This window comes from Agrobacterium sp. lyk4-40-TYG-31 (assembly GCF_030209855.1).
Lineage (GTDB): Bacteria > Pseudomonadota > Alphaproteobacteria > Rhizobiales > Rhizobiaceae > Agrobacterium > Agrobacterium vaccinii.
The window spans coordinates 858,957-884,927 of record NZ_JARVRE010000004.1 but is presented as its reverse complement, the minus strand read 5'-3'; the positions used below and the strand labels follow the sequence as shown (position 1 = coordinate 884,927).

The window sequence follows — 25,971 nt, the reverse complement described above, 5'->3', positions numbered from 1 at the left end:
GTTTTGTTTGGCGGTGTTTGTTTGTTTCCCGCCTTGAGACCAAATCTAAGCAATGCGCATAAAATTCTACTTAAAATGCACGATTAATGAAACGTTACTTGCATGTCTCGCTTTTGATGAGGGTTGTACCGAATTCAAAATCGCCCCGGTCACGGCTATATTTTTCAAAGGCTTACGCCGAAAAATCTGCCAAAAAACGGCCCCAATAGCTTTAATTTTATGGTAAATCAATTCTTGAGCGTTCGTCGTTTTGGCGTGCATCGAGCCAGAAAGCGACCTGGAATAGTATATAAACAGTTGAGATTATGCCGTGCATGATGGGTACCATGGTGTTGTGCCCGAATATATTCGGCCACACCCTGTACATGGCGATCTGGGTTCCGGCGCCGATGACCCACATGACGGCGCCCCAGGACGCACCGAGCCACAGGCCAAGGGCCGCAACCGGGAAAACGACGGCCAGACTGGTGCCTGCCACGCGCCACGGCATGTTGAGCATATCGAACCGCGCCTGCCCGCCCACCGAATAGCCCGTCAGCATCGCCCAATATTGCAGGCCGAACCAGAAACACGACAGCGCCACCAGTCTCAGAAAGACGATGTAGAGAATTTCCGCGAAAGGTCGTTTGGGATGAGGGAGAGAATCAGGTTCCATGGGGCGAAGATAATGACCTGTTGCGGGCGCGACCAGCAGATATTGCGCTGCGACACGGTGACTGTCAAAACCCCGCAACGATCTGCCGCATTCGCATGTGCGTTACATTGTGTTATGGGCAGCACAATACACGACAAGGGCCGTTTTTAGACGTCGACATTCCCCTTGCCCTCATTCCTGTGCTTGTCACAGGAATCCAGTCGTCGCGCGTCTGCGCGGCGGAGCGAGTCTTCTCAGCCCAAGGACTTGGGCTGGCTGGATTCCTGTGACAAGCACAGGAATGAGGAAGAGAATACGTCGGCATCTAAAAACGGCCGTGCCGCGCGTCATACGCGCGGACATTACCGGCTACGGAAGGACATGATGATGAACGACAAGACCCATCTGGTAGATCACATTACCGGTCACCGCCGGATGCGCAGAAACCGCAAGGCAGACTGGACGCGCAGGCTGGTGCGCGAGAACCAGTTGACGGTGGATGATCTGATCTGGCCGGTTTTCATCGTGCCGGGCACCAACATTGTGGAGCCCATTCCCGCCATGCCGGGCGTCAACCGCATGAGTGTAGACCGCTTGGTGGAGGCCGCGAAGGAAGCAGCTGATCTGGGCATTCCCGCCATCGCGACCTTCCCCAACATCGAGATGAATCTGCGCGACGAGACTGGATCTCAGTCGCTGGAGGCCAATAACCTCATCAATCAGGCCACCGTCGCCATCAAGCGATCCGTCCGCAACATCGGCGTCATCACCGATGTGGCGCTGGACCCTTTCACCAGCCACGGCCATGACGGCATTTTGCGCGGTGACGATATCCTCAACGACGAGACCGTGGATCAGGTCGTTAAGGCCTCGATCATGCAGGCGGATGCAGGTGCCGATATCATTTCCCCCTCAGAGATGATGGATGGCCGCATCGGCGCCATCCGTCGCGGGCTGGATGCTGCAGGCCACCAGAATGTCGGCATCATGGCCTACGCCACCAAGTTTTCTTCCGGCTTTTACGGTCCCTACCGCGAGGCGATCTGCACCAGCGGCCTGCTGAAGGGTGACAAGAACAGCTATTACATCAACCCCGCCAACGGCATGGAAGCCATGCGCGACGCGGCGCTCGACGTGGAAGAAGGCGCCGATATGCTGATGGTCAAACCCGGCCTGCCCTATCTCGACATCTGTTGGCGCCTGAAGGAAGCCTTTGGCCTTCCGACCTTCGCCTATCAGGTCTCCGGCGAATACACCCAGATCAAGGCAGCCGCCATGCAGGGCTGGATAGACGGCGAACGGGTGATGATGGAAACCCTGCTCTGTTTCAAGCGCGCAGGATGCGATGGCATCTTGACCTACTTCGCGATCGAGGCCGCAAAGAAGCTCGCAAAGGGTTGAGCTACGGCTCATTGCATTGCACGGTTTTCCACACCATATAATTTTGCGAACAGGAGAACCCGTCGATGACACTCGACCCGAATACGACATATGTACCCACCGAAGACTGGCGCGCCTATAGCGGCGTGCTAAGCCGCCGCGTGTTCGCCTTCATCATCGATTACATCATCGTTGCTCTGCTGTGCATTCCGGCCGCCGTGATCGTCTTCTTTCTCGGTGTCATCACGCTCGGTCTCGGCTTCGCCCTCTATCCGATCCTCATCTTCGTCGTTGCCGTGCTGTACTTCGGCCTGACGCTGGGCAGTTCCGCCCAGGCAACGCCCGGCATGCGCGCCATGGGCCTTGCAATGGCGCGAACGAACGGTCGGCGAATCGACTTCCTGCTGTCCACGATGCATATCGCGCTTTTCTGGATTCTGAACTCGGTCCTGACGCCATTGATCCTGCTGGCAGGCCTCTTTACGGAACGTTCGCGGCTGCTGCACGACTTTCTGATGGGCACCGTCATGGTCCGAACGACTTGATTGACACGCTCATATAAGGAAAGTCGCATGGGCTGCCTCAATTTGATGTGCAACCCCCATCTGCCAGTTGACGTTTCAGGGCTTTTTGCCATTCTGGTACCAAGGTCTTGACGGGCGAAGGGAGCGATCAGGGTTCGATGAACACGCAGGCGACGCCTTCTCCGCAATTTTATCTGACAGCTCCGGCCACCTGCCCCTATCTGCCCGGCCAGTTGGAGCGGAAGGTTTTCACGCATCTTGTCGGTCCTCGCGCGACCGAAATGAACGACCTGCTGACCCAGGGCGGTTTCCGTCGCTCCCAGAACATCGCCTATCGCCCGGCCTGCGAAACCTGTCGCGCCTGTGTTTCCGTACGCATTCTGGTTGATCGTTTCGTGCCCACCAAGTCCATGCGCCGCGTTCTCAGCCACAACAACGACCTCGTGGCAACGGTTCACCAGTCTGAACCCTCCACCGAGCAGTTTTCCCTCTTCCGCCGCTATCTCGACCACCGCCATCAATCCGGCGGCATGTCGGATATGTCGGCGCTGGACTATGCCGTCATGGTGGAAGACACGCACGTCAACACCCGCATCATCGAGTATCGCAAGCGCGAGCCGGGTGCTGGCATCGATGACAGCAAGCGCGGCGAGCTGATCGCCGTAGCGCTGACGGACACGATGAGCGACGGCCTGTCCATGGTCTATTCCTTCTTCAACCCCGACTATGAGAAACGCTCGCTCGGCACCTTCCTCATTCTCGATCACATCGCCCGTACTCGCACGCTTGGCCTGCCGCATGTCTATCTTGGTTACTGGGTCAACGGCTCGGAGAAAATGGGCTACAAGGTGCGCTACCACCCGCAGGAACACCTGACTCCGCGCGGCTGGGAACTCTACGAGCCCGAGCAGGTCTGAACAGGCCACCTTCCCGATATAATGCCAGAACAGCAGGACGTTTCAGTGCCGAAATCCTTTAAGACAGCTCTGCTCACCGCCGCGCTGATGACCATAGCCACGCCTTTCGCCCATGCGCAAATGGCCAGCTGGAAACCTTCCGAGCAGATCAAGACCTACGCCATCACAGGCAGTTCCGGCATCGATCTCTACCGATCCATCGGTGAGCGTGGGCCGCAGGCCGGTGTTCAGGCCGTGGCACACACCACTTTCAAGCTGACATGGCGGCGCGATTACCGCCCCCAGCCAGACGGTGCCTGCGTGCTGGCAACCGCCCGCCCCAATCTCACTATTATCTACACTTGGCCGAAAGCACCGGCAAAACTGCCACCAGATGTCGCCGCAAGCTGGCAACGCTTCATCGCAGGCGTCGAAAAACACGAGCGCGTTCACGGCCAGCACATTCTCGAAATGGTCAAAAAGATCGAAGCCTTCAGCGTTGGCCTTCGGGCCGAGGACGATCCGAAATGCCAGAAGGTGCGCGTCGTTCTCCAGCAACGGCTGGGCGAGCTCTCGGACGAGCAGCGCCAGCGCGGGCGTGATTTCGACAAGGATGAGTTATCAAACGGCGGCGCGGTGCATCAGTTGATTCTGACACTGGTCAACGGCCCTTGAGGACAAAGGCTCACTACTCCGCCGCCTCGCCCTTCAGAACCGGCTCTGCCAGAATGGCGATCTCCAGTTCATAGGAATAGCCTTCCAGCATCGTATAGGCCTGCTCGATGACCTCGATCTGCGTCTCGGCGTTGCGAATGGCATCGGCGATGGACTGGCTGCGCGCCCGCAGCATCGAGCCAAGCACATCCGTTTCCGGCCTGCGGCCAATACGGTCCATGTGCTTGCGCACGCGGGCACGGTGACGCTCCAGCTCCAGAATATGAAAACGGCTCTTCAGAATATCGTCCGTCAGCTTGCGCCGCATGGCCGCGACGGGATCGAAGCTGCCCGGCTCGCGCTCATCCAGAATGAACTCGTTGACCAGCGTTTCCAGCATCAGCAAACCCTTGAGGTCCTTGGCATCGGCCAGTTGCGGATCATAGCCCGTGTCATCGAACACCCGGCGGCGCACAGGGTCTTTCAGCAACTCATAGGCCAGTTGCAGCTTCGCGAACTGATCGGCATCGCCACCGCTGTCGGGGTGCGCGCTTTTAGCCACCTTGCGATAGGCAGACTTGATCGCCGCCTCATCGGCATCGCGCTCAACACCCAGCAAAACATAAGGATCGATCACCGAAACACCCGCACTCGCATTCTCGAAAACAGCCCTCGCCCACACCAAGCGGCCAGCACCATAAAGGGATCATACGCAATTTTAGCCGCCCAAGGCACCCCTTGCATGAGGTTTTGAACGTAAAACAACATCACCCGCCAGCATTCACCAGCCGCGCTACGCCATTGCCCGCAAATTTGTCCAGCGCATGGCAGAACCGAAAAACCGCTCGCCATACACCATCCAGGCAGGCCTTTCGGATTATAGCGCAGCCCATAAAACCGGTGTAGATTAGCGTAAACTTCTGGAGGGAGGATCACGCCATGGCAGAAACCATTACCCAAACGGTAACCGACTACGTGCAGGCCATGAGCTACGGCGATGCCAGCCTGCTGCGCGAAGTCTTCGACCCGCGCGCCAGCATCGTCGGCAATTACGAAGGCGCCACCGAGTGGCTATCGCTGGAAGACTTCATCCACCAGATCCGCTCCGCAGGCAGCGGCCTGCAGGAACATCAACCCGACCACGAAATCCACGGAATAGACCGCACCGGCGACACCGCCTCCGTCAAACTCACCAACCGCTTCGCCGGCATGCATTTTTCCGAATATCTCTGTCTGCTGGAACGCGACAAAAACTGGACTATCATCCACAAACTCTACGCCCTACAGGAATAACCCAAGCACCCCACCCCCAACTTTTTTCACGCGCAGACAGAATTTCTGCTTTACACCACCAGAGAATCTGATAATTCCACCCGCACTGGAATGCCCTTGTAGCTCAGTTGGTAGAGCACCTGATTTGTAATCAGGGGGTCACGAGTTCGAACCTTGTCGGGGGCACCAGTTTCTTTCCCAAAGAAATAAATCGGCGTTCTGGTACGTAGTTTGCGCACCACTTTCTAATAAGCTGTCCATCCAATGATGGTCGAGAACACGCCTCGCTTTTGGTAAGACTAATTTTTCCTGATCTAAACGGACCAGACGGAAAAGATTCCGTAGGCGGCGCCTATCGGGAATCCCATGTGAAAACTATAGCGACGCCACCAAGGATATTCTTTAGGCAGCGGCTCAGGCTCATCCTCTGGTATTTTTTTAAAAAAACTCATTATGAAGAATGACATACGATACAGGCCCGCTTCAAACAGAAATTGAATCAAAAGAAACGGCAGCATCAGGACCAGAACTATCCAAAAGCCGCGCACGACCAAGACTCCCAGCGTGGCCACCATCAACCCGACGATTGCTCCGAAAGCCAGCGTCGCAGCTGCCCACGCTAAATCGGTTGGTCTGATTTTCTTTCCGTCCGATTCCAAGAAATGCTCCGAGGCAATTGAAAATAAATTAAGTCCACATCACCCCAAATCCAGCGTCATCACCACAGGGCAATGGTCCGAGGCCTTGGGCCTGTCCCAACCCGTCCGTGGATAGCGCTCTACTTCCTGCCCCGGCGGAAAGATAGTCCGATAGGGCTGACCACCGCGGATGATTTCGGGCGCGCTTTTGGCGTTTATCTCGGCCAGATGCGGAGAGAGCCAGATGTAGTCGAGTTGGCAGAGATGCTGTTCCTGCGGGCCGCGGGAGTGGTAGAGGGTCCAGCGGTCCATCTCGTCACGGCGCTGCATGGGGTTTATGGCAAAGCCGTCCTTGCTGAGAATATCGAGCGCGCTGCGCTCCTCTTTTGCCGGCGCAAAGCTGTAGCCAGTGCGGCGGTTGCCGGAAATGACGACGCGTTCCTGATAGTCGTTCATATCGCCGCAGATGGCGAAATTCATGGAGCGGGCCTTGTCCGCGCCGAAGCGGTTTTCGATGATGCGGCGGATCGCTCTTACCTCGGCTTCGCGCACCGGCATGGTGGAAAGCCTTGCATCCCCGGCCTCACGGGCATTGGACATGGATTTCAGATGCGTCACATACAGCGTGAACGGTTTGCCACCAATGCGCAGGTCGAGCTCGAGGCAATCCCGTTTGAAAATCTTGTCGTCGATGCGGTTGGTCAGCGCCAGTTCCGGCGTGAACAGTTCAAGCTCACGATAGGGCAGCGTCGCATGGCTTTTGATCTCGACAAGCTCGATCTTTTCGCCATGCAGCGTTTCGTCGCGCATGATGACGGCGACATCGATGCCGCGGCTGTCATTGCCTTCCACCAGATATTTCTGGCGATAGCCATTGCCCACCATGCGGTAGAGATAGCCGTATTCGAAGGCCTGCAAGGCGGCCATGTTATCGACTTCCTGAAGGCAGAGAATGTCGGCATCCGCATCGGCAATGGCCAGAGCCGAAAGCTGGCGGGTATCATCGGTCGATGCCAGCATGCGCGCGCTTTCCAGCGCCTGATAGGTCGCCTCGTCGCGCACATCGAAAAGCTGCATGGCCCGGTCGCGCCGCGTCTGATTGCGAAAGCCGGTATAATCGAAACGCGTCATCAGGTTTTCGATGTTGAACGTGGCAAGCCGCAGCGACATGAATCATTCCCGGTTGGTCTCAGGTCAGACTATCCGTTAATCCTGTCACGGCAAGCATTAGAGCCGCCATGCGGACCTGATGACGATGGAAAGAAGCGAACCAATGGCAGCAGGTTCGCGGGAATAGGCGCGCAGCGCCTGCCCATCCGGTAGCGTCAACCGCAGGGAATAGCGCTCGCCCTCGTAGAGAATGTTGGCAACCCGGCACGGTATGCCATCGCCATCCTGTATCACATCCTGCGGGCGCACCAGAATATCACCGCGCGGTGATGACGAGCGTTCCGCCGCCATCAGCGGTCGCAACTGGCTCCAGTCCAGAGACCGTGGCGTACTTTCCGGCAAGGCCAAGGACAGGATAGCACCCTGCCCCACCAGCCCACCGACGAGCCTACCTTCAGGCCTCGCATAAAGGTCAGCGGGGGCTGCCATCTGCAACAACTTGCCTTCTGACATCACGGCGACATCGGTCGCCAGTGCCATGGCTTCGGCCTGATCGTGGGTGACGTAGATCATCGTTGCGCCTGAGGTGGCGTGGAATTCGCGGAAGGTTTCTTCCATCTCCTGGCGTAGATGCCTGTCGAGATTGGCGAGCGGTTCGTCCAGCAGAACGACGTCGGGTTCGGTCACGAGGCAGCGGGCCAGTGCCACGCGCTGCCGCTGGCCGCCCGATAATTCGGATGGGCGGCGGTCTGCATAGGCTTCCAGCCGCACGGTGGCGAGCGCGTGTGCCACCTTGCGCTTGTACGTCTCGCCGGAAATGCCACGCACTTTCAGTGGGTATCCGGCATTGTCGGCCACCGTCATATGCGGCCACAGCGCGTAGGACTGGAAGACCATGGCCATGTTGCGCCGCTCCGGCGGCACCATGCTGCCGGCATCGGCCAGCACACGTTCGCCCAGCAGAATGGAGCCATCCGTTGGTTGTTCGAAACCGGCAATCATGCGCAGCACCGTCGTCTTGCCGCAGCCGGATGGGCCCAGCAGCGCCAGAAATCCGCCATCACGAATGGTGATGGACACATCGTCCACCGCTGGCTTTCCGGTGCCAAAACGCTTGGACAGGCGGTTGAGGATCAGTTTCGCCAAGGCACAACTCCCTTTGGCAGCTTTGCGCCGAGAAGTTCGAGAAGCAGCATCAGCACCACCACCATGATCACTACCAGCACGGACAATGCCGAGGCCAGGTTGAAGCTGCCGCTATCATCGAGATTATAGATCACTACGCCCAGCGTTTGCGTGCCCGCAGACCACAGCAGCGCCGAAACGGTCAGTTCGTTGCAGGCGATGAGAAACACCAGAATGACCGATGCACCCGCAGCAGGCCCGACCAGCGGCAAGATGATATCGAACATCCTCCGCCAGAAACCGGCTCCTGCCAGCCGTGCCGCCTCCTCCAGTGCCGGGTCGAACTGCGTGAAGGCACTGACCATCGGCTTCAGGCTGACGGCGAAGAAGGAGGAGAAATAGGCCAGCAGAATGATCCACAGCGTGCCGTAGAGCGTCACGCCGAGCAGCGGGATGGGTGCGGCAAACAGCAAAACATAGGACACGGAAGTCACCACACCCGGAAGCGCATAGGGAATGTCCACCAGCGCCGACAGCAAGAACATGAAGCGGCTTTTGCCGCGCACGAGGAAATAGGCCGTCAGAATTGTGACCACAAGGAGACAAAGCGATGTCGCTGTGGCCAGAAACAAGGAGTTGGCAAAGGCCGTGCGCGTCACCGCCTGCCGAAACAGAATTTCCTCATAGGCATGCAGGCTCGCGGTTTTAAGACTGAGCGGAACGCCATAGGCAGGCGCCAGCGAACTCGAGACCAGCGCCATCAGCGGCGCGACCAGCATGAAGAATATGCCGAGCCACAGTGCTGTTTCCACCAGCCCCCGCCATGGCCCCAGCGTGAAGGTCGCAGCCTTGCCGGATAGGCCGATGATGCGATAATCGCGCCCCTTCATTGCCCGTTCCTGAATGGCAAGGCCGAGCACGGAGATGATGGCAATCATGCCGGAGAGCATGGCGATGTCGCCGAAGGTGCTGCTGCCGAAGCTTGAGAAACGGCTATAGATCAGCGTCGGCAAGGTGAAGATGGAGGCTGGAATGCCGAGGATGGCCGGAATGCCGAAATTGCCCACGCCTGAGACGAAGGAGATGGCAGCACCCGCAATCAGCCCCGGCATGGCCAGCGGCAGGATGATGTTTTTCAGCACCTGCCAGGAAGACGCGCCGGAAAGCTTCGCCGCCTCGATACCATCCTGCGGCAGGGCCAGCAGCCCGGCGCGAAGCGACAGATAGACCAGCGGCGCATGCTGCACGCCCAGCAGCAGCGCAATGCCCGCGATGGAATAAAGCGGCTGCGGCGAGCCCAGACGCGGCGCAAGGCCGATGGCTTTCAACAGCGTGCTGGAAGGACCGGTCATACCGATCCACGACAGGGCGGTCACCTGCGGTGGGATCATCATCGGCAACATAAACAGAAAGCTTAAGATCGATTTCCCACGGATGTTGCACAGTGTCAGCGCCAGCGCGAAACCTGCCCCAATGGCGAGCGAAATGACCATGCCGAAGAAGGATGTGGACAGTGTGTTCAGCACCGCGTCCCACAGCGCCGGATCGCTCAGCAGCGGCCACATGTCACCTTTGAGTGACGAGACCACACCGGTATAGGCCAGCCGCCCCAGCGGCAGCGCGCTCAGCATGAAAACGACTGAGATCACAAAGGGAAACAGCCAGCGCGGCTGGCTGTTTCCACTGTTCGAACGTGTGGGCATGAAGCTGGATCAGCCCTTGGAGTCGAAGATGTCGGAGAAGGTCTTCAGATCCCTCTCGGAATTCTTCAGCGCTTCGGACGCGTTGATCGGCAGCACCTTGATCTTGTCGCGCGCAGGAAAACCTTCCGGCAGGGCAACGTCGTTGCGGGCCGGGATATAGCCGAGCTTGACGAAGCCTTCCTGTCCCTTCGCGGACAGAACATAATCCACGAACTTCTTGGCAGCTTCGGCATGCTTGGTGTTGGCCAGAATGCCGACTGGCTCGGTCACGGCAGAAACGCCCTCTTCCGGGAACACGAACTCAACCGGTGCGCCCTTGGCCTTTTCGCGGATCGGCATGTAATCCACCACGACACCGTAAGCCTTTTCGCCTGATGCAACCGACTTCAACACCGCACCATTGCCGCCAGCAGCAATCGCGCCATTGGCTTTCAGGGCCTTGTAGTAAGCCCAACCCAGGCTGTCGACACCGGCCAGTGTCTGCGCGTGGATCAGGGCCGCACCAGAGGTCAGCGGGCTTGGCATGGCAACCAGCCCCTTGGCGTCCGGCTTTGCCAGATCCGCCCAGCTCGTCGGCTTCATCGAGGCCTGCGTGTTGTACATGATGCCGGTCGTGATCAGCTTAGTGGAGTAGTAATAGCCATCCGCATCATAAAAAGCCGCATCGTAATGGGCAGCTTCCGGCGACTTGTAGGCCAGCAATTGCTTGGCCTGCTTCATGCGCTCCAGCGTCACGGTATCGGCAATCAGCAGAACGTCGGCAACCGGGTTGCCCGCTTCGATCTCGGCCATCAGCTTGGCCATGATCTTCGGCGTTCCATCCCGCACCCACTGAATGTCAATGTCGGGATTGGCCGCCTTGAAGCCATCGACGGTCGCCTGCGCATCCTCGTTCGGCTGGCTGGTGTAGAGCACCAGATCGGCCGCCTGGGCGCTGCCCAAGAGAATGCCGAGCGAAACGATGGCCGTGAAGGCGGAAAGAAGCGTTTTCATGAATGCGGTTCCAGTTGCGATCTGGCACCGCTAAAACACACGTCCATAACATGTGTGTGACAGGCAGGTTTTAAGCGCCCGTCACAACGTAACAGTACCCTCTATCAACACCGTCACCGCACCACCGATCCAGATATCGTCGCCAATCTTGTCGACACTGACGCGCCCCGCGCGACCCAGAACCGTGCCCTGGCTGGCGACATAATGTTGTGGCGCAATGCCCTGCCCGATCAGCCATTGCGCGATGCCCGCATTCAGGCTGCCGGTGACAGGGTCTTCGTAACCATCCGCAAAGGCTCTCAGCTCGAAATCCGCCTCAATGGCATCGTCCGCGCTGCACGCAGCGGCCACACCAACCTTCAGCCCGCCAAGAACCGGATAATTCGGCTTGATGTTCAACACATCTTGGCGAGTGCGCAGGAGCAGCGAAACCCAGCCCGGACCGTTATCCGTCCAGTTCGCATCGACAACGGCGTCTTTGGAAAGACCAAGACCCGCGATGACTTTTTCAAGCGTATCGGTTTCCACCGGGCCGGATTTGCGCAACGGCGGCGCCGCAAAGGCAAGCTTGCCATCCGAAACCCTGATCCTGACGAGACCCGCCTCACACTCCTGCACGACCTCGCTCTTGTCTGTCTTGCCCTGACGCGAAAGCCAGACATGGCATGTGCCAAGCGTCGGATGACCGGCGAAAGGCAACTCACTATGCGGCGTAAAAATTCGCACCCGGTAATCGGCATCCGGCGATGTGGGTTTCAGAATGAATGTCGTCTCGCTGAGGTTCGTCCAGTTAGCAAAAGCCGCCATCTGCGCGTCAGACAGGCCATCCGCATCGAAGACAACGGCGAGAGGATTGCCCTTGAGCGGCTGCGACGAGAAGACATCCACTTGCTGGAAAGCGTGCTGGCTGGTCATGACGAACTCCTTTTATTGGGGGTTTGAAGACGCAAATCTTCGCCACCCTCGGGCTTCTCCCGAGGGTCTGATCACGTTCGATGTTTGGGTGCGTCAGTTCCTCGAAGCGAGCCCGAGGATGACGCAAAAAGACGACCGCTTAAACCAGCGGCATCGTCGCATTCGACTTCGTTTCAGCACCGGCAATCAAACGGCCAAGGCGCTTGATGCCTTCGTCGATCATCTGCTCGTTGGCACAGGAGAAGCTGATGCGCAGCGTGTTGGCGCCGGAGCCATCCGCGAAGAAAGCCTTGCCGGGAACGAAGGCCACGCGCTCGGTGGAAAGCGATTGCGCCAGCAGTTCCGCGCCATCGAGGCCTTCCGGCAGCGTGACCCAGACGAACATGCCGCCTTCCGGCTTCGTCCAGCGGGCAGATTTCGGCATGTACTTGTCCAACGCAGCCAGCATAGCATCGCGACGGGCACTATAGGCTGCCTTGATCTTGGCGACCTGTTTGTCGAAACCGCGCGATGCCACATGCTCAACGGCCATCTGGTTGATGGTCGAGGAATGCAGGTCCGCTGCCTGCTTCATCAGCACCAGCTTGCGAATGACCGGCATGGACGCAACCACGAAGCCGACCCGAAGACCCGGCGCCAGCGTCTTGGAGAAGCTGCCGGAATAGATCGTGCGGGTCTTTTCGATGCCACCGCTGCGGGCAATATCCAGCGCCATGATCGGTGTGACCGGCTCTCCATCGAAACGCAGGTTCTGATAGGCCCCGTCTTCGATAACGGCGATATCCAGTTCATCCGCCAGTTCCAGCAACTTGTGACGACCGGCCAGATCGACGGTTTCGCCCGTTGGGTTGGAGAAATCCGCCGAGAGATAGGCAAACTTCACCGCACCGCCAGTCTTCGCCGCCGTGTCGCGGTAAGCCTGCGGCGTGCGGTTACCGTTCGGGTTCAACTGATCGTAGGTCGGCTCATAGGCGTTGAACGCCGAGAGAGCGCCGAGATAGGTCGGCCATGTCACCAGCGCGGTGTCGTTGGGCGAAATGAACAGCTTGCCGAGATAATCCAGCGCCTGCTGCGAACCAGAGGTGATGAAAACGTTATCAACGGCGCAGTCGATACCGATCTTCGCCATGTCCTTGACGATCCATTCGCGCAGCGGCTTGTAGCCTTCGCTGACGGAATATTGCAGGGCCGAGTTCACCTGCGGACCAGAGAAGATATCCGCGTAAGCCTGCTTGAATTCCTCATCGGGAAATAGCGCTGGGTCAGGAATACCGCCTGCAAAGGAAATGATGTCAGGCTGGTCCAGAAGCTTCAAAAGCTCGCGGATTTCAGAGGCTTTCATCCGCGATGAGCGCGTGGCGAAAATTTGTTCCCAATCAAGCATAGGGTGGTTTCCTCATATTTCGTTTTCTTGCGCAAATATGTACAGAAATCACGATAGGTCAGCAATGCTGACTTATCAGTTTTCGGTACGGTTTTTCAGATTTTTTGCGCCTGCTCCCAAATTGCCGATACCCAATACAATCTCTCCGCAGACTTCACAATCTGCTTCACGATGGATTGACGGCAGGGCATTTTCCGGCTCGATTGCGGGCCGATTGATTTGATCTCTGGAGGAGACGACATGCTCAAGAATATTGACCCGGCGCTGAACGCAGATGTGCTGCATGCTTTGCGCGCCATGGGCCACGGCGATACGCTCGTCGTCACCGACACCAACTTTCCATCAGACAGCGTCGCCCAGTCGACCAATGTCGGACAGGTGCTGCGCATGGAAAACATTTCCGCTGCCCGCGCCATGAAAGCCATCCTCTCCGTCTTCCCCCTAGACACCCCCCTCCAGCCCTCCGTCGGCCGCATGGAAGTCATGGGCGCGCCTGACCAGATCGAGCCGGTGCAGGCCGAGGTACAAGCGGAAATCGATGCCGCCGAAGGCAAATCGGCGCCGATGTACGGCATCGAGCGCTTTGCGTTTTATGAGCAGGCGAAGGATGCATACTGCGTGATTACGACGGGCGAGACCCGGTTTTACGGGTGTTTTATTCTGACGAAGGGTGTGATTGCGCCGGGGACGTAAAAACGAGCAACGGGACAATAAAAGACCGGAGCTTTCGCACCGGTCGCCAAACCTGCCTAGTTGGTGATCCGTTCCGACTGCGGGGGCATCGCCTGTAAAGTCTCGAGAATGACGCTGGTCTTCATCATGCCCTTGGCGCACATGCCGGTCGCAGCCTCACCAAAATCGACAAGACTATGGTACTTGGGAGCTGGAGCTTTTTTGAGCGCCAGCATCCAGGCGGCATGGCCCCTCGATTTCAATCCGTCGAAATAGAGTTTCTGGGTTGAAAAAGGGATATTCGTTTCACGCGGATCAGCCAGCACAAAAATACGGCGATCAGCTTGGATGGGTATCCGATCCAGCGCATCGTAGGGATCGAAAAACACTTCCGTTTTCAACCGCCCTGTGAACCCGCGTTGCTTCAGTCGTTCCCGATACGCCGCAGCTGCCGAGGACAAAACAGCGCATTGAATGTCGTTGCGACGGGAAAGAAACTCTGCGGCGAGTGTGCCGCCTCCGCTATGCCCTCCAAATGCCCAACGACCGATGTGGTAGCGGGCTTTCAAGGAATCGATCTGCGCCGCGACCAGCTTCGCTTCCAAAGGCTTGTGCCGGATATCGTAGTGCTTGCCGGCGCTGCCATAGCTGCCGGGTCGTGCAAGGAATATCCAGGGGATGCCGTAGCGTTCAGATAGGGACTTCGATTGCGATATCATTGACGCGACGCCAATCCCTTGCTGGTGACCAACGCTTTTAGGACCGCCCATGACATCTCCCGGCATCCAGGCAGCAACCACCGCATTTTCGCCGACCAGATCGAGCCCGGCGGCATAGTATCTAAGGCAATAGCCGTTTCCCTCTACGTTCACCCAAACTGCTGTGTGCCGCGCTTCCATTTCCTTGCATGATGCCGGGTCGGTTCGGATTCCGGCAATCACCCGCGCCGGATCGAACATTTCATCGTCCGACTTAGATTGGGCCGTTGCTATGGATGTCGAAAAGGCGACCATCGCCATTATGAGCAAAGTTTTTTGTAAATTACGAAAGGTATCGAACATCGTCACACACCCAATCAAGATCCTCGTATTCAATTTTTTAGTGCAAAAGCAATATCGACACCAGTCTACATAAGAAAAAGGCCGGAGCTTTCGCCCCGGCCTTCCGCAAACTCATCCAAGCAAAAATGGCTTAGTTGACAGCCTTATCAACCAGCTTGTTCTTGCCGATCCAAGGCATCATGCCGCGCAGCTTGGCGCCGACCTCTTCGATCTGGTGGGTGTCGTTCATGCGGCGGATGCCCTTGAAGCGCGAGCCGCCGGCGCGGTATTCCTGCATCCAGTCGGATGTGAACTTGCCGGTCTGGATGTCGGTCAGAACGCGCTTCATTTCAGCCTTCGTTTCGGCAGTGATGATGCGAGGACCGGTGACGTATTCGCCCCACTCGGCAGTGTTGGAGATGGAGTAGTTCATGTTGGCGATGCCGCCTTCGTAGATCAGGTCCACGATCAGCTTCACTTCGTGCAGGCACTCGAAATAGGCCATTTCAGGCGCGTAACCGGCTTCGGTCAGCGTTTCGAAACCAGCGCGGATCAGCTCGACGAGACCGCCGCACAGAACGACCTGTTCGCCGAAGAGGTCGGTTTCGCACTCTTCACGGAAGTTGGTTTCGATGATGCCGGAGCGACCGCCGCCAACGCCGCAGGCGTAGGAAAGAGCAACTTCAAGGGCATTGCCCGAAGCGTTCTGATGAACAGCAACGAGGCAAGGAACGCCGCCGCCCTTCTGGTATTCGCCGCGAACCGTGTGGCCTGGGCCCTTCGGTGCGATCATGACGACGTCGAGCGAAGCCTTTGGCTCGATGAGGCCGAAGTGAACGTTGAGGCCGTGGGCGAATGCAATGGCTGCACCGTCACGAATGTTGTCGGCAATGTCTGCCTTATAGATGTCGGCCTGAAGTTCGTCAGGCGTTGCCATCATCAAAAGGTCGGCCCACTTTGCAGCGTCTGCAACGGTCATGACCTTGAAGCCATCGGCTTCGGCCTTCTTGATGGTCGGCGAACCAGCCTTCAGCGCGATGACGACGCCGGTCGCACCGCTGTCCTTCAGGTTCAGCGCGTGGGCGCGACCCTGGGAGCCGTAACCGACGATGGCGACATTCTTCGCCTTGATGAGATTGAGATCGGCATCACGATCGTAATAGACGCGCATTTCGGTAGTCCTTCCTTGATAGATGATGGTGTTGAGACCGGATGTCAGGCGGCCTTTCCGCCCGTTTCCGAATGTACCTTCTCCGTGCCGTAGAGCGTGAGAAAGGCCGAAACGGCCTTGCGCGCCCGCACGGAAAAATCCTTGGCCTGTGCCTCGCCGAGCAACATGCGCACATGCAGATCGGAAACGATCAGGCCGTAAAAACTGCGATAGGCGTCTTCGAGATCATCGAAGCGCAGATAACCTGAGCGGCGACCGGCCTCGATGAGACCCCGCGCCCGCTTGTCAATCTGGCGACGACCGCGCTCGACCAGCAGGTTGCCCAGCTTGGAGCCATCGCGGCTGGCCTGGCCGATGGCCAGACGGTTCAGCGCCAGCGAAACGTCACCCGCCAGAACGTCCAGCAGATCATGGGCAAAGACCTCGAGATGGTCGATCAGCTGCGGCGCAGACACGCGGTCACCCGCCTTTTCAAAGGTGCGGACCTTGCTCTGCTGAAAGGTGATCATCGCAGCCAGCAGGCCGTCACGATCACCGAACCACTTGTAGAGGCTTTCTTTGGAACAGTTGGCAGCGCGCGCCAGACCCGATGTCGTCAGCGCTTTTTCCCCGCCCTCGACCAGCAAACGCAATGCCTGTTCCAGAACGGCGTTCTGGCGCGGCGAAAATTCCTGCGATGTGTTCGGATCGGTCCCCACCTTGTCCACTCCATCTCGAATGTTATGTACCGTACGGTACGGTTCGAGTGTTGTTTAAGGGGAGCGATGGGAAGGGTCAAGAACTTTTTTGAAGGAGTCGCGCGATTTGACGCGGCGCAATATGAGCGTTTTCGCAGATGGCGGAAGGCTCAGGCTTCGGTCTCGAAGCGCTGCCGCGCCACCTTGACCGCATCGTGGTTTTCCAGCGCCCAGTTGATCACCTCAGACAGGGGCCGGTAAAGCGAGCGCCCCAACGGCGTCATGCTATATTCCACGCTGGGTGGCTTGGTGGGAAACACTTCGCGGTGAATGTAACCGTCGCGTTGAAGGTCGCGCAATGTCTGCGTCAGCATGCGCTGCGAAATATCCGGCACCATGCGGCGCAGTTCCCCGAAGCGATAAGGCTTTTCCGCCAAGGCCTGCAGCAACAACGTCGACCACTTTCCGCCGATTTGGTTGAGAAGGTCGCGCACCGGGCAATTGTCGAAATCCAGATTGGCAAAATCTGGCGATGGCGCGGATGCCTTCGGCTTCAATCTGGAAATCGTCGCAGTCATGGTGGTTCCCTTCTGGTAACGTACAGCGGAAAACATGCCTTCTTTACAGATGCACCGTAATTCCTATTTTAGCCTTACTCTCTTTTTGAGACTACCGCAAAGGAAACAGTCATGAGCAAGATTCTCGTCACGGGCGCTTCTGGTCAACTCGGTCAGGCCATCATCCGCCACATCATCGAAACATACCACGTGCCCGCCTCCAGCATCGTGGCTGCCAGCCGTGACACTGCGAAACTATCAGACCTCGCCGCCAAGGGCATCGAGACGCGCGCAGCGGATTTCGATGATGCCGCATCTCTGGAAAAGGCCTTCACCGGCATCGATACACTGCTTGTGATCTCCACGGATGCCCTCGCCGTTCCCGGCCAGCGCCTGACACAACACAGGGCAGCGGTTGAGGCCGCGAAGAAGGCTGGCGTCAGGCATCTCGCCTATACCTCCATGCCCAACCCGGACAAATCGCTGGTCTCCTTCGCGCCGGACCATCTGGGCACCGAACAGGCCATCAAGGCAAGCGGCCTGCCCTACACCATCATCCGCAACGCCTGGTACTTCGACAACTATCTGCATTCGGCGCCGCATAATCTTTCCACCGGCCAATGGTTCACCGCCACGCAAAACGGCAAGGTCTCCAACATCAGCCGCGACGATTGCGCCCGCGCCGCAGCCGCCGTGCTGGCCAAGGGCAAGGCCGAAAACAAGACCTACACCATTACCGGATCGCAGGCTGAGACCACCGCACAGATCGCCAAGACCATCTCGCAGGCTGCGGGCAAGCCGCTCGCCGTGGTGCAAGTGTCTCCCGCCGATCTGAAAAAAGGCATCGAAGGCGCAGGCCTCCCCGGCTTCGTGGCAGACATGCTAGTCTCATCGGAAGAAAACGTCGCAGCCGGCAATTTTGATATCGTGACGACGGATTACGAGACCCTGACCAGTGAGAAGCCGCAGACGGCAGTGGCATTTTTCGAAGCGCATAAGGCTGCGCTGGCTGGTTAAGGGTAGATTGGCTCGCCTCCCTTCTCCGTCACCCCGGCCTTGAGCCGGGGTCCAGCAGACGCGCGTCTGCGCGTCAAAGAGTCTTTTCAGCCCGAGGACTTGTGCTGACTGGATACCGGCTCAAGGCCGGTATGACGGAAGATGGGACGTCGCAGACATACACGGCCATCCAGGGGCGTAAAAAGAAAGAGATATTACGCGCCTAAAGCCCCTCGGCCTCATACCCATACAACCAGTCGAAATCCGCCAGAAACGCTTCCGGCGGTCGCATGGAAAGCAGCACATCGCGCCCGATCCGCATCGGCCCGCTGGCGTGATAGGCAAATCTGTTCAGCGCCGCGCGCTTGCGGGCCTTGTCGATGCGCGGCACACGATGCGCCTCGAAATGTGCCAGCGTTTCCGCCAATGGCTGATCCCGCCCGACAAATGCGGCAAGTTCGAACGCGTCTTCTATCGCCATCGCTGCACCTTGCGCCGCGAACGGCATCATCGCATGGGCGGCATCGCCGATCAGCACCGTGTCGCGGCCATTGTGCCAGCGCCCTTGACCTGCCTGAAACAGCGGCCAGAATGTCGGCTGGGCAGCGGTTTGCAGCATGCTGGCAAATACCGGGTTCCAGCGCCGAAACTGCTTCAGCAGCAGCGCCTGTTGCTGGCCCTGCGCCTCCGCCTTCCAGGTATCGCCGGGATTGGCGCCCGCTGCAATGGCAACGATGTTAAACCCGCCGGTTTCCGCCAGCGGATAGGCGACCAGATGCGCGGATGGGCCGAGATAGGCGGTCACGCCACGGCTGTTCAGAAAATCAGGCGCACCCTGCCCCGGCACGGTAAACCGCCACGCTATATTACCCGAGAACGTGGCCGATGGACTGCCCGGCACGGCATAACGTGCGCTCGACCACACACCATCGGCACCCACGATCAGGTCATGCTCCTGAAACGTGATCGCCGTAAGGATTGCTTTGTTGACCGCATCAAGCCGCTTGCCCAGATGAAGATGGCAGAGCGGGTTTGCTTTCACCGCCGCCAGCAGCGCGCTTTGCATCGTCGCCCGGTGCAGCACGCCATAGGGCGCACCCCAGCGCTGCCGAGCCACTTGGCGCATGGGCAGCGAGACCAGCGTTTTGAGCGACTTGCCGGAGGCGAGATCGACCGTTTCGGGCTCAAGCCATTGCGCCTCGATCTGCGGCAGTACGCCCAGCGTCGATAAAATGCGGACGGCATTGGGCGATATCTGTAAACCCGCGCCAACCTCTTCCAGATTGTCGGCCTGCTCGATGATATCGCACCGCACGCCATACCTGGCAAACGAAAGGGCAGCCGTCAGACCGGCAACGCCGGCACCGATGATCGCAACGGATTTTACGGGCATGGAAAGCCCCAGCTAAAATGGCAGGTCAGGCCGCCTTGACGTGGAAAACACAACCGGGCGGGTTCGTCTGGGTTGCCTTCAGCGATCCATTGAAACGGAAGAGCGTCGAGCAGTAGGAACAGACCTTCTCGTTGTCGTCGCCCATATCGATGAAGATATGCGGATGATCGAACGGCACGGATGCGCCCGTGCACATGAATTCCTTGACGCCGATTTCGATGACGCGGTGTCCGCCATCGTTCTGGAAGTGGGGAATGGTATGCCCGGCCATGTTCGTCTCCAAATGCACGCGTGGGTGAGCCTCTGCTCACATCATTGCGGATATGTAGCGTCAAATCCTTTTGACCTCCACAGAAAATATTGCCCGATATGTTCAACCATTCGATTTCCTGACATATGGTGCCGCAAAAAGGATGTCCTTGATGAATCTCAATGTGCCGCAATATCAGTCGTTCTCCCATGAAGGCCTCCAGCTCTCGTTTTTCGATGCGGGCAACCCGTCCGGCGTGCCGGTGCTGCTCATTCACGGTTTCGCCTCCAGCGCCTCGGTCAACTGGGTGCATCCCGGCTGGGTGAAAACGCTGGGCGATGCGGGTTACCGTGTCATCGCACTCGACAATCGCGGCCATGGCACCAGCGACAAGCCGCACGATCCTGACGCCTATTACCCCGCCAGCATGGCGCGTGACGCCATCGCCCTGCTCGACCATCTCGGCATCGCCAAGGCCCACATCATGGGTTACTCCATGGGCGCGCGCGTCTCCGCTTTCGTCGCCTTGGAAAATCCTCAGCGCGCTTTGTCGCTGGTGTTCGGCGGCCTTGGCATCGGCGTGGTGGATGGCGTGGGCGATTGGGACCCGATTGCAGATGCCCTGCGGGCACCGTCGCTGGATGTCGTCACCCATGAGCGTGGCCGCATGTTCCGCGCTTTTGCCGACCAGACGAAAAGCGACCGCATCGCTTTGGCCGCCTGCATCGAAACATCCCGCGTGCTGGTGACCCGCGAGGAAGCGGCAGCCATCACAATTCCGACGTTGATTGCTGTCGGGACCAAGGACGACATCGCTGGTTCAGGCGAAGAACTTGCAGCGCTTATGCCGCACGCGAAAGCCATCGATATTCCGGGCCGTGACCACATGCTGGCCGTCGGCGACCGGGTGTTCAAGGCTGCCGTATTGGAGTTCTACCGCGAGATTGACGCCGAGAGCTGATTTCGAAGACTCATTTTCTAAAAAGCTGTCAGAAAAACTCATCCTGTCGCGTCTTTAACCGCGTTGGTAAATCACCATTTCTAGGCGACGCTTTTTTCTGTATAAATCAACGACACGAATTTGAGGGAGATCCTCCATGGTCGTACGCATAGATGCACGTCAGCAAGAACAGTTGTCGCTTGTTGATCCCATCTGGGGAAGCCTCCAGAATGAGGCCCGCACCGCCGCATCGCAGGACCCGCTGCTGTCGGCCTTTTTCTATTCGACGATCCTCAACCATCATTCGCTGGAAGAGTGCGTGATCTACCGCATCTGCGAGCTTCTGGACCACCCGGATATGCAGGCGGTTCTGTTGCGCCAGACCTTTGACGAGATGTTGCAGGACTGGCCGGAATGGGCCGCGATCCTGCGGGTGGATATTCAGGCCGTCTATGACCGCGACCCCGCCTGCACCCGCTTCATGGAGCCGGTGCTGTATTTCAAGGGCTTCCACGCCATCCAGACCCACCGTCTGGCCCACTGGCTATGGAACAACGGTCGCCGTGACTTCGCGCTCTATCTGCAAAGCCGCGCATCCAGCGTTTTCCAAACGGATATCAACCCGGCAGCGCGCATCGGCAAGGGCCTGTTCCTCGATCACGCGACAGGTCTCGTCGTGGGTGAAACGGCTGTCATTGGCGACAACGTGTCCATCCTGCACGGCGTCACACTCGGCGGCACCGGCAAGGAAGGCGCAGACCGCCATCCGAAAATCCGCAGCGGTGTGCTCATCGGCGCAGGCGCCAAAATTCTCGGCAATATCGAGATCGGCAGTTGCTCACGCATCGCCGCCGGTTCCGTCGTGTTGAAGCCGGTTCCGCCCAATGCCACCGTTGCCGGTGTGCCGGCCCGCGTGGTGGGAGACGGCGGATGCAACGAACCTTCGCGCATCATGGACCAGATCATCGGCGCGGATATCTGAGAGTATTTTCAGGCGCGTCCGCGCGGATCACGCGGACGATTTGCCTCTTTGACTTTACTTTCGCCTTTAAGCCATGCCAAAAGCGGGCACGTTATAAGAGCCACGGCGTCATTGGTGACGCGTCTTTGCAAGACGCGTTGCGCCGTGGGAACCACACAGGAGAATACTGGTGAAAGCCGAAGAAATCAAAAAACTCGACGCCTATTTCAAGCGTACCTTCAACGAAAAAATGATCGTAAAAGCCCGCCCCCGCAAGGACGATTCGGCAGAAGTCTATGCTGGCGAAGAATTTCTTGGCGTCGTCTACATCGATGACGAAGACGGCGACCGCTCCTACAATTTCTCGATGGCCATCCTGGACGTCGATCTGTAATCACCAGCCGGTGACGAAGTTGATCAAGACCGCCCGCGACGTTACGTCTGCGGGCGGTTTTGTTTTTCGGAGACCTATTAAAAGCGATATACAACTACGGTTGTAGCCGCGTTGTTTTTCTGTATCCTTCCGCACATTGTAGACACGAATTGCGGATTTTTATTTTGGGTATAGTTCATTTCCATTTCTCTGACATCGAGACGTCGTTCAGCACACCAGTCGCTCCACTGCCATTGTCTGAAAAAGAACGCGCCCTCATCGCAGTCAATTGGCAGCGCGTGAATGCTGAGGGCAATTTTTTCAACGGCCCGGTTCTCGCTGCTACGGCAATCGACGTTAATGGCGCGCCCGGAGTTTCGGTTTCCACCACCGACTACGCGCATTACCTCTACGCAAATGCCCATCCGACAGCCACGCCCTGCCGTATCGTCTATTGTGCAGCCGCCATCGTCACCAGCGACAATCACGTTCTCTTCGGCGAAATGAACTCCTCAACCTCCTCGCCGGGACAACTGCAATTCGTTGGCGGCAACGTAGAGATTGCCCCGGATGGGTCGATCAGTGGCAAGCATTGTTGCGAACGTGAAGTCATTGAGGAGATTGGGTCGGCCTTTCTGGAGATGGCTGGAGACTTTCGACCTCTCTGCATCAAGACCGGAGGTAAAGCCGATCACGTCGGAATCTACTACGTGCTACACGTCAACGCGACCAAAGTGGAGGCGCAAGCTGCGTTCGACGCGCATCTGGCACAACTGCGCCTCGCCGGGGAAAAGCCGGAACTCGTTAAAGTCCATTTGGTGGAGTTGACGCGATCGGCCATCACGCAATTTTTCCACCAGAACAGCGAGCGTTGTGTGGACTATCTTGCGCCACTTCTCATCGATCACGGACAGGTGTTGCGCCGATAAAACTTTTTAGAACACCCCTCGGAACCAATCTTTTGCTGCTCCGTTAATCCCGCGTCCCCCGATGAAGCGTGGGGTTACGATCACCGGGACGCCCCCTGATCCCCGACGTAATCCCACGCTTCCCCCTTTTCCCACATGTGAATAACGGCGCTCAAGCAGCGACAGGATTTGCGCGTCCTCAAGGCGAGTTTTCCAGCGGTCGGCATGGCATGTGCATAAAAATGTCATGGAAATGCAAAAAAGTGGAAATAGGCGCTTGCGGAGAATCCAGTGCCTGACTATAAGGGCGCCACAACGCGTACGCGCCCTTCGTCTATCGGTTAGGACGTCAGATTTTCATTCTGAAAAGAGGGGTTCGACTCCCCTAGGGCGTACCACTTCCCCAATCTTATCATTGCGATAAAGGCGTTTGCTCATCCAGAGTGCAAGCAATGTTGCGCGCAACTTCAAAGATGTAAAGAACAGTCTCAGGGTGCCAGTGCGGCGTCCAGAATGCGCAGTTGCACCTTGCGTTGGCCTTGCCACTGCTCGGCTCCCAGCGTGCCAGCAACGTGGATTTGGCGACCTCTGGCGTTCATCAGCATGTGGCCCAACGGGGCGTCTGCGGCGCGGAAGGCGATGCCGTCGAGGCGGGAACCATCCAGTGCTTCCAGTGTGATTTTCACATGCGAGGTGCCGACCACGCGCACGTCGCGCAGTCGGTGAGCGGGCACGGCGAAAATGGGCTGGGAATGACCGGAGCCGTAGGGGCCCGCCTGTTCCATCTGCTCGACAAGATCAAGCGTGGCACCGGATGCGCCAATCGCACCATCGATCTTCAACACGCTGTTTTCCACCAGTTGAAACACGGCCTTCTGAGCGGCTTCTTCGAAGAAAGTTCTGAGCCGACCGAGATTGGCACGTTCTACCGTCAAACCTGCGGCCATGGCGTGGCCGCCGCCCTTGACCAGCAGACCGGCCTCCACGGCATTGCGAACCATGCGGCCCATATCGAAACCGTTGATCGAGCGGCCCGACCCGCTGCCCTTGCCCTGCGAATCGAAGGCGATGGCGAAAGCGGGGCGGCGGAAGCGATCCTTGAGGCGTGAGGCGAGAAGGCCGACGATACCGGGGTGCCAGTTTTCCCGCGCCGTCACGATGACACCGGCGCCGCTGCCATCTCCATATTCGAACAGCGCTTCTGCCTCGGCCTCGGCCAGCATCACGGCTTCCATGGCTTGGCGTTCGCGGTTCAGCTCGTCCAGCTTTTCGGCGATCACCTCGGCCTGGCTACTGTCGTCCAGCGTCAGCAGACGACTGCCGAGTGCGGCATCGCCGATGCGTCCGCCCGCATTGATGCGCGGCCCAACGAGAAAGCCGAAATGGTAGGGCGTGACGGGACCGCCAAGGCCCGCCTTCCTGAACAGGGCGGCAAGACCCGCATTGTTCATATGGCGCGCGGCGATGAGGCCCTTGACCACATAGGCACGGTTGAGGCCCTTCAGCGGCACGACATCGCAGACTGTTGCCAGCGCCACGATATCGAGAAAAGACAGGAGATCGAGCGTATAGGCGCGGCTGTCCCGCTGGTCCTTCAACACGCGCGATGTTGCGACGAGAACGAGGAAGACGACACCTGCGGCACAGAGGTGCCCCTGCCCCGACAGATCATCCTCGCGGTTGGGATTGACCAGCGCCACCGCTGGCGGCAGTTCGGTGCCGACCTGGTGGTGATCGATAACGACGACTTCCGTTCCCGCATCCCGCGCAGCCGCCAGCGATTCGTGGCTGGTGGAGCCGCAATCGACAGTGATTATGAGTGTCGCGCCATTGGCAGCAAGCTGCTGCATGGCGGCGGGGTTGGGGCCATAGCCTTCGAAAATGCGGTCGGGAATGTAGATTTCCGGTTCCAGCCCGAAATGGTGGAGGAAACGGTACATGAGCGCCGACGATGCCGCGCCATCGACGTCATAATCGCCGAAGATCGCGACTTTCTCGTTACGTTTGATGGCGATAGCAATGCGTTCTGCGGCCTTCTCGCAGTCTGTCAGGGTATGCGGATCTGGCATCAGGGAGCGGATGGTGGGGTCGAGGAAGGCGAGCGCGTCATCCACACTCACACCGCGTCCGGCCAGCACACGGGCGACGAGTTCGGGAATGCCGTGAACCTGCGCCATGGCCAGCGCGCGGTTCTGCCCGGCCTGATCCAGCCGCGACATCCAGCGCTGTTCCGTTGCCGACCGCTCCACGCCGAGAAAGGCTCTCGGCACAGTATCGACCGTCTCACTCATTGCCATGCTTCAGCTTACCCAAACCGCCCTATGATTTCACTACGGGCTAAAGGCCGAAGCGGGCTTTTTCAAGTGCAAAGAGGTGCGCTTGCGCCGCTCACCACAGCGGCATGAAGATGAAGGCGGCAAATCCGCAGACGATGGTGGCGACGAGAGCCAGCGCCCGCCAGTCCCGCTCCTGCCCTTCCATCTCGAATTCCAGACTGCGGACGTTGTCATTGGCCCCGGTGCGCTTAAATTTGCGCGCAGCATCCGGCTGAACGAAATGATCTTCCTTGAACAGTATCGTGGTTTTCACGTCCGCGCCTCCCTTCGCCTGGTGAATATGCAATCAGGATACCATCATAATCAGGTTCTTTGCAAAGACTTCGATGATCAAAGACTGTGATATTGCGGTGGATATGCTTCGCCGTTCACGCGGCGCGCAGGCGCCCGTGGCATGACTTATCCGACCCTGGAAAACACACGCAGATGCGGTGATGTCTTCTGGTATGTGTGTCGTTGGCGTCCGCAT

28 protein-coding genes and 2 tRNA genes are annotated in these 25,971 nt (G+C 58.3%); 13 read left to right on the top strand and 17 right to left on the bottom strand.

Translation table 11 applies throughout. The features are described 5' to 3' along the window. Positions 1 to 217 precede the first annotated feature (217 nt). The gene (locus QRN55_RS09490) at positions 218 to 655 is read right to left on the bottom strand and encodes a DUF6163 family protein (RefSeq protein ID WP_162694384.1); all 438 of its coding nucleotides are present in this window, start codon (positions 653 to 655) and stop codon (positions 218 to 220) included. A gap of 366 nt (positions 656 to 1,021) precedes the next feature. On the opposite strand from QRN55_RS09490, the gene hemB reads away from it, so the two are divergent. The 4 genes from hemB to QRN55_RS09470 all read left to right on the top strand — a co-directional run bounded on the left by hemB (position 1,022) and on the right by QRN55_RS09470 (position 4,109). Then, positions 1,022 to 2,035: a porphobilinogen synthase gene (hemB, locus tag QRN55_RS09485; protein ID WP_284776513.1), complete on the top strand. Its 1,014-nt coding sequence runs from the start codon at positions 1,022 to 1,024 to the stop codon at positions 2,033 to 2,035. Positions 2,036 to 2,100: 65 nt separating this feature from the next. Next, the gene (locus tag QRN55_RS09480; RefSeq protein ID WP_111838106.1) at positions 2,101 to 2,559 is read left to right on the top strand and encodes an RDD family protein; all 459 of its coding nucleotides are present in this window, start codon (positions 2,101 to 2,103) and stop codon (positions 2,557 to 2,559) included. Positions 2,560 to 2,696: 137 nt separating this feature from the next. Beyond that, the gene (locus tag QRN55_RS09475) at positions 2,697 to 3,455 is read left to right on the top strand and encodes an arginyltransferase (protein WP_112498804.1); all 759 of its coding nucleotides are present in this window, start codon (positions 2,697 to 2,699) and stop codon (positions 3,453 to 3,455) included. Between the two features lie 87 nt (positions 3,456 to 3,542). Further along, positions 3,543 to 4,109, top strand: a complete 567-nt coding sequence (locus tag QRN55_RS09470; RefSeq protein WP_284776633.1) for a DUF922 domain-containing Zn-dependent protease — start codon at positions 3,543 to 3,545, stop codon at positions 4,107 to 4,109. 13 nt (positions 4,110 to 4,122) lie between these two features. Here QRN55_RS09470 and QRN55_RS09465 read toward each other — a convergent pair whose 3' ends face one another. Further along, positions 4,123 to 4,725, bottom strand: a complete 603-nt coding sequence (locus QRN55_RS09465) for a J domain-containing protein (protein WP_111838103.1) — start codon at positions 4,723 to 4,725, stop codon at positions 4,123 to 4,125. Positions 4,726 to 5,027: 302 nt separating this feature from the next. On the opposite strand from QRN55_RS09465, the gene QRN55_RS09460 reads away from it, so the two are divergent. Continuing rightward, positions 5,028 to 5,381: a nuclear transport factor 2 family protein gene (locus QRN55_RS09460; protein ID WP_111838102.1), complete on the top strand. Its 354-nt coding sequence runs from the start codon at positions 5,028 to 5,030 to the stop codon at positions 5,379 to 5,381. A 92-nt stretch (positions 5,382 to 5,473) separates the two neighbouring features. Next, positions 5,474 to 5,549 (top strand) — tRNA-Thr (locus QRN55_RS09455). Positions 5,550 to 5,674: 125 nt separating this feature from the next. Here the strand turns inward: QRN55_RS09455 and QRN55_RS09450 are convergent. From QRN55_RS09450 to QRN55_RS09420, 7 genes are all read right to left on the bottom strand, one after another. Next, the gene (locus QRN55_RS09450) at positions 5,675 to 6,019 is read right to left on the bottom strand and encodes a hypothetical protein (RefSeq protein ID WP_284776512.1); all 345 of its coding nucleotides are present in this window, start codon (positions 6,017 to 6,019) and stop codon (positions 5,675 to 5,677) included. Positions 6,020 to 6,058: 39 nt separating this feature from the next. After that, complete coding sequence (locus QRN55_RS09445) at positions 6,059 to 7,168, bottom strand: endonuclease/exonuclease/phosphatase family protein (RefSeq protein ID WP_284776511.1); 1,110 nt, start codon at positions 7,166 to 7,168, stop codon at positions 6,059 to 6,061. Positions 7,169 to 7,225: 57 nt separating this feature from the next. Then, positions 7,226 to 8,254 (bottom strand): ABC transporter ATP-binding protein, encoded by a 1,029-nt coding sequence (locus QRN55_RS09440; protein ID WP_284776510.1) that lies wholly within the window; start codon positions 8,252 to 8,254, stop codon positions 7,226 to 7,228. Further along, complete coding sequence (locus tag QRN55_RS09435) at positions 8,242 to 9,936, bottom strand: ABC transporter permease (protein ID WP_284776509.1); 1,695 nt, start codon at positions 9,934 to 9,936, stop codon at positions 8,242 to 8,244. The genes QRN55_RS09440 and QRN55_RS09435 overlap by 13 nt, the downstream gene beginning before the upstream one ends. 9 nt (positions 9,937 to 9,945) lie before the next feature. Beyond that, on the bottom strand, positions 9,946 to 10,929 hold the full coding sequence (locus QRN55_RS09430; RefSeq protein WP_284776508.1) for an ABC transporter substrate-binding protein: 984 nt from the start codon (positions 10,927 to 10,929) through the stop codon (positions 9,946 to 9,948). A gap of 81 nt (positions 10,930 to 11,010) precedes the next feature. Next, positions 11,011 to 11,844 (bottom strand): PhzF family phenazine biosynthesis protein, encoded by an 834-nt coding sequence (locus tag QRN55_RS09425; protein WP_284776507.1) that lies wholly within the window; start codon positions 11,842 to 11,844, stop codon positions 11,011 to 11,013. Between the two features lie 139 nt (positions 11,845 to 11,983). Continuing rightward, positions 11,984 to 13,228 (bottom strand): aminotransferase-like domain-containing protein, encoded by a 1,245-nt coding sequence (locus tag QRN55_RS09420; protein ID WP_112498796.1) that lies wholly within the window; start codon positions 13,226 to 13,228, stop codon positions 11,984 to 11,986. A gap of 240 nt (positions 13,229 to 13,468) precedes the next feature. On the opposite strand from QRN55_RS09420, the gene QRN55_RS09415 reads away from it, so the two are divergent. Continuing rightward, positions 13,469 to 13,921, top strand: coding sequence for an RbsD/FucU family protein (locus QRN55_RS09415; RefSeq protein WP_284776506.1), 453 nt, complete (start codon positions 13,469 to 13,471; stop codon positions 13,919 to 13,921). A gap of 56 nt (positions 13,922 to 13,977) precedes the next feature. Here QRN55_RS09415 and QRN55_RS09410 read toward each other — a convergent pair whose 3' ends face one another. The 4 genes from QRN55_RS09410 to QRN55_RS09395 form a co-directional block, all read right to left on the bottom strand. Beyond that, positions 13,978 to 14,961, bottom strand: a complete 984-nt coding sequence (locus QRN55_RS09410) for an alpha/beta hydrolase family protein (protein ID WP_284776505.1) — start codon at positions 14,959 to 14,961, stop codon at positions 13,978 to 13,980. A 130-nt stretch (positions 14,962 to 15,091) separates the two neighbouring features. After that, positions 15,092 to 16,111 (bottom strand): ketol-acid reductoisomerase, encoded by a 1,020-nt coding sequence (gene ilvC / locus QRN55_RS09405; RefSeq protein ID WP_111838093.1) that lies wholly within the window; start codon positions 16,109 to 16,111, stop codon positions 15,092 to 15,094. Between the two features lie 44 nt (positions 16,112 to 16,155). Next, positions 16,156 to 16,809: a TetR/AcrR family transcriptional regulator gene (locus QRN55_RS09400; protein ID WP_284776632.1), complete on the bottom strand. Its 654-nt coding sequence runs from the start codon at positions 16,807 to 16,809 to the stop codon at positions 16,156 to 16,158. A 149-nt stretch (positions 16,810 to 16,958) separates the two neighbouring features. Beyond that, positions 16,959 to 17,366: a winged helix-turn-helix transcriptional regulator gene (locus QRN55_RS09395; protein ID WP_284776504.1), complete on the bottom strand. Its 408-nt coding sequence runs from the start codon at positions 17,364 to 17,366 to the stop codon at positions 16,959 to 16,961. A gap of 111 nt (positions 17,367 to 17,477) precedes the next feature. On the opposite strand from QRN55_RS09395, the gene QRN55_RS09390 reads away from it, so the two are divergent. Further along, positions 17,478 to 18,362: an SDR family oxidoreductase gene (locus QRN55_RS09390; protein WP_284776503.1), complete on the top strand. Its 885-nt coding sequence runs from the start codon at positions 17,478 to 17,480 to the stop codon at positions 18,360 to 18,362. A gap of 202 nt (positions 18,363 to 18,564) precedes the next feature. Here QRN55_RS09390 and QRN55_RS09385 read toward each other — a convergent pair whose 3' ends face one another. Together QRN55_RS09385 and QRN55_RS09380 are read right to left on the bottom strand one after the other, a co-directional pair. Continuing rightward, on the bottom strand, positions 18,565 to 19,734 hold the full coding sequence (locus tag QRN55_RS09385) for an FAD-dependent monooxygenase (protein ID WP_284776502.1): 1,170 nt from the start codon (positions 19,732 to 19,734) through the stop codon (positions 18,565 to 18,567). Positions 19,735 to 19,759: 25 nt separating this feature from the next. Next, on the bottom strand, positions 19,760 to 20,005 hold the full coding sequence (locus QRN55_RS09380; RefSeq protein ID WP_111838089.1) for a zinc-finger domain-containing protein: 246 nt from the start codon (positions 20,003 to 20,005) through the stop codon (positions 19,760 to 19,762). Between the two features lie 151 nt (positions 20,006 to 20,156). Here QRN55_RS09380 and QRN55_RS09375 point away from each other — a divergent pair, with 151 nt between their 5' ends. The 5 genes from QRN55_RS09375 to QRN55_RS09355 all read left to right on the top strand — a co-directional run bounded on the left by QRN55_RS09375 (position 20,157) and on the right by QRN55_RS09355 (position 23,564). After that, positions 20,157 to 20,945 (top strand): alpha/beta fold hydrolase, encoded by a 789-nt coding sequence (locus QRN55_RS09375; RefSeq protein WP_284776501.1) that lies wholly within the window; start codon positions 20,157 to 20,159, stop codon positions 20,943 to 20,945. A gap of 136 nt (positions 20,946 to 21,081) precedes the next feature. After that, positions 21,082 to 21,906: a serine O-acetyltransferase gene (gene cysE, locus QRN55_RS09370; RefSeq protein ID WP_111838088.1), complete on the top strand. Its 825-nt coding sequence runs from the start codon at positions 21,082 to 21,084 to the stop codon at positions 21,904 to 21,906. Positions 21,907 to 22,075: 169 nt separating this feature from the next. Next, the gene (locus QRN55_RS09365; protein WP_284776500.1) at positions 22,076 to 22,279 is read left to right on the top strand and encodes a DUF3126 family protein; all 204 of its coding nucleotides are present in this window, start codon (positions 22,076 to 22,078) and stop codon (positions 22,277 to 22,279) included. A gap of 149 nt (positions 22,280 to 22,428) precedes the next feature. Next, positions 22,429 to 23,187, top strand: coding sequence for a hypothetical protein (locus QRN55_RS09360; RefSeq protein ID WP_284776499.1), 759 nt, complete (start codon positions 22,429 to 22,431; stop codon positions 23,185 to 23,187). Positions 23,188 to 23,489: 302 nt separating this feature from the next. Beyond that, positions 23,490 to 23,564: transfer RNA gene (locus QRN55_RS09355), tRNA-Glu, on the top strand. 90 nt (positions 23,565 to 23,654) lie between these two features. Here QRN55_RS09355 and recJ read toward each other — a convergent pair. Further along, a complete protein-coding gene (gene recJ, locus QRN55_RS09350) occupies positions 23,655 to 25,457 on the bottom strand; it encodes a single-stranded-DNA-specific exonuclease RecJ (RefSeq protein WP_284776498.1) in 1,803 nt (600 codons plus the stop codon). Between the two features lie 97 nt (positions 25,458 to 25,554). Then, complete coding sequence (locus QRN55_RS09345; RefSeq protein WP_284776497.1) at positions 25,555 to 25,755, bottom strand: hypothetical protein; 201 nt, start codon at positions 25,753 to 25,755, stop codon at positions 25,555 to 25,557. Between the last annotated feature and the right edge of the window lie 216 nt (positions 25,756 to 25,971).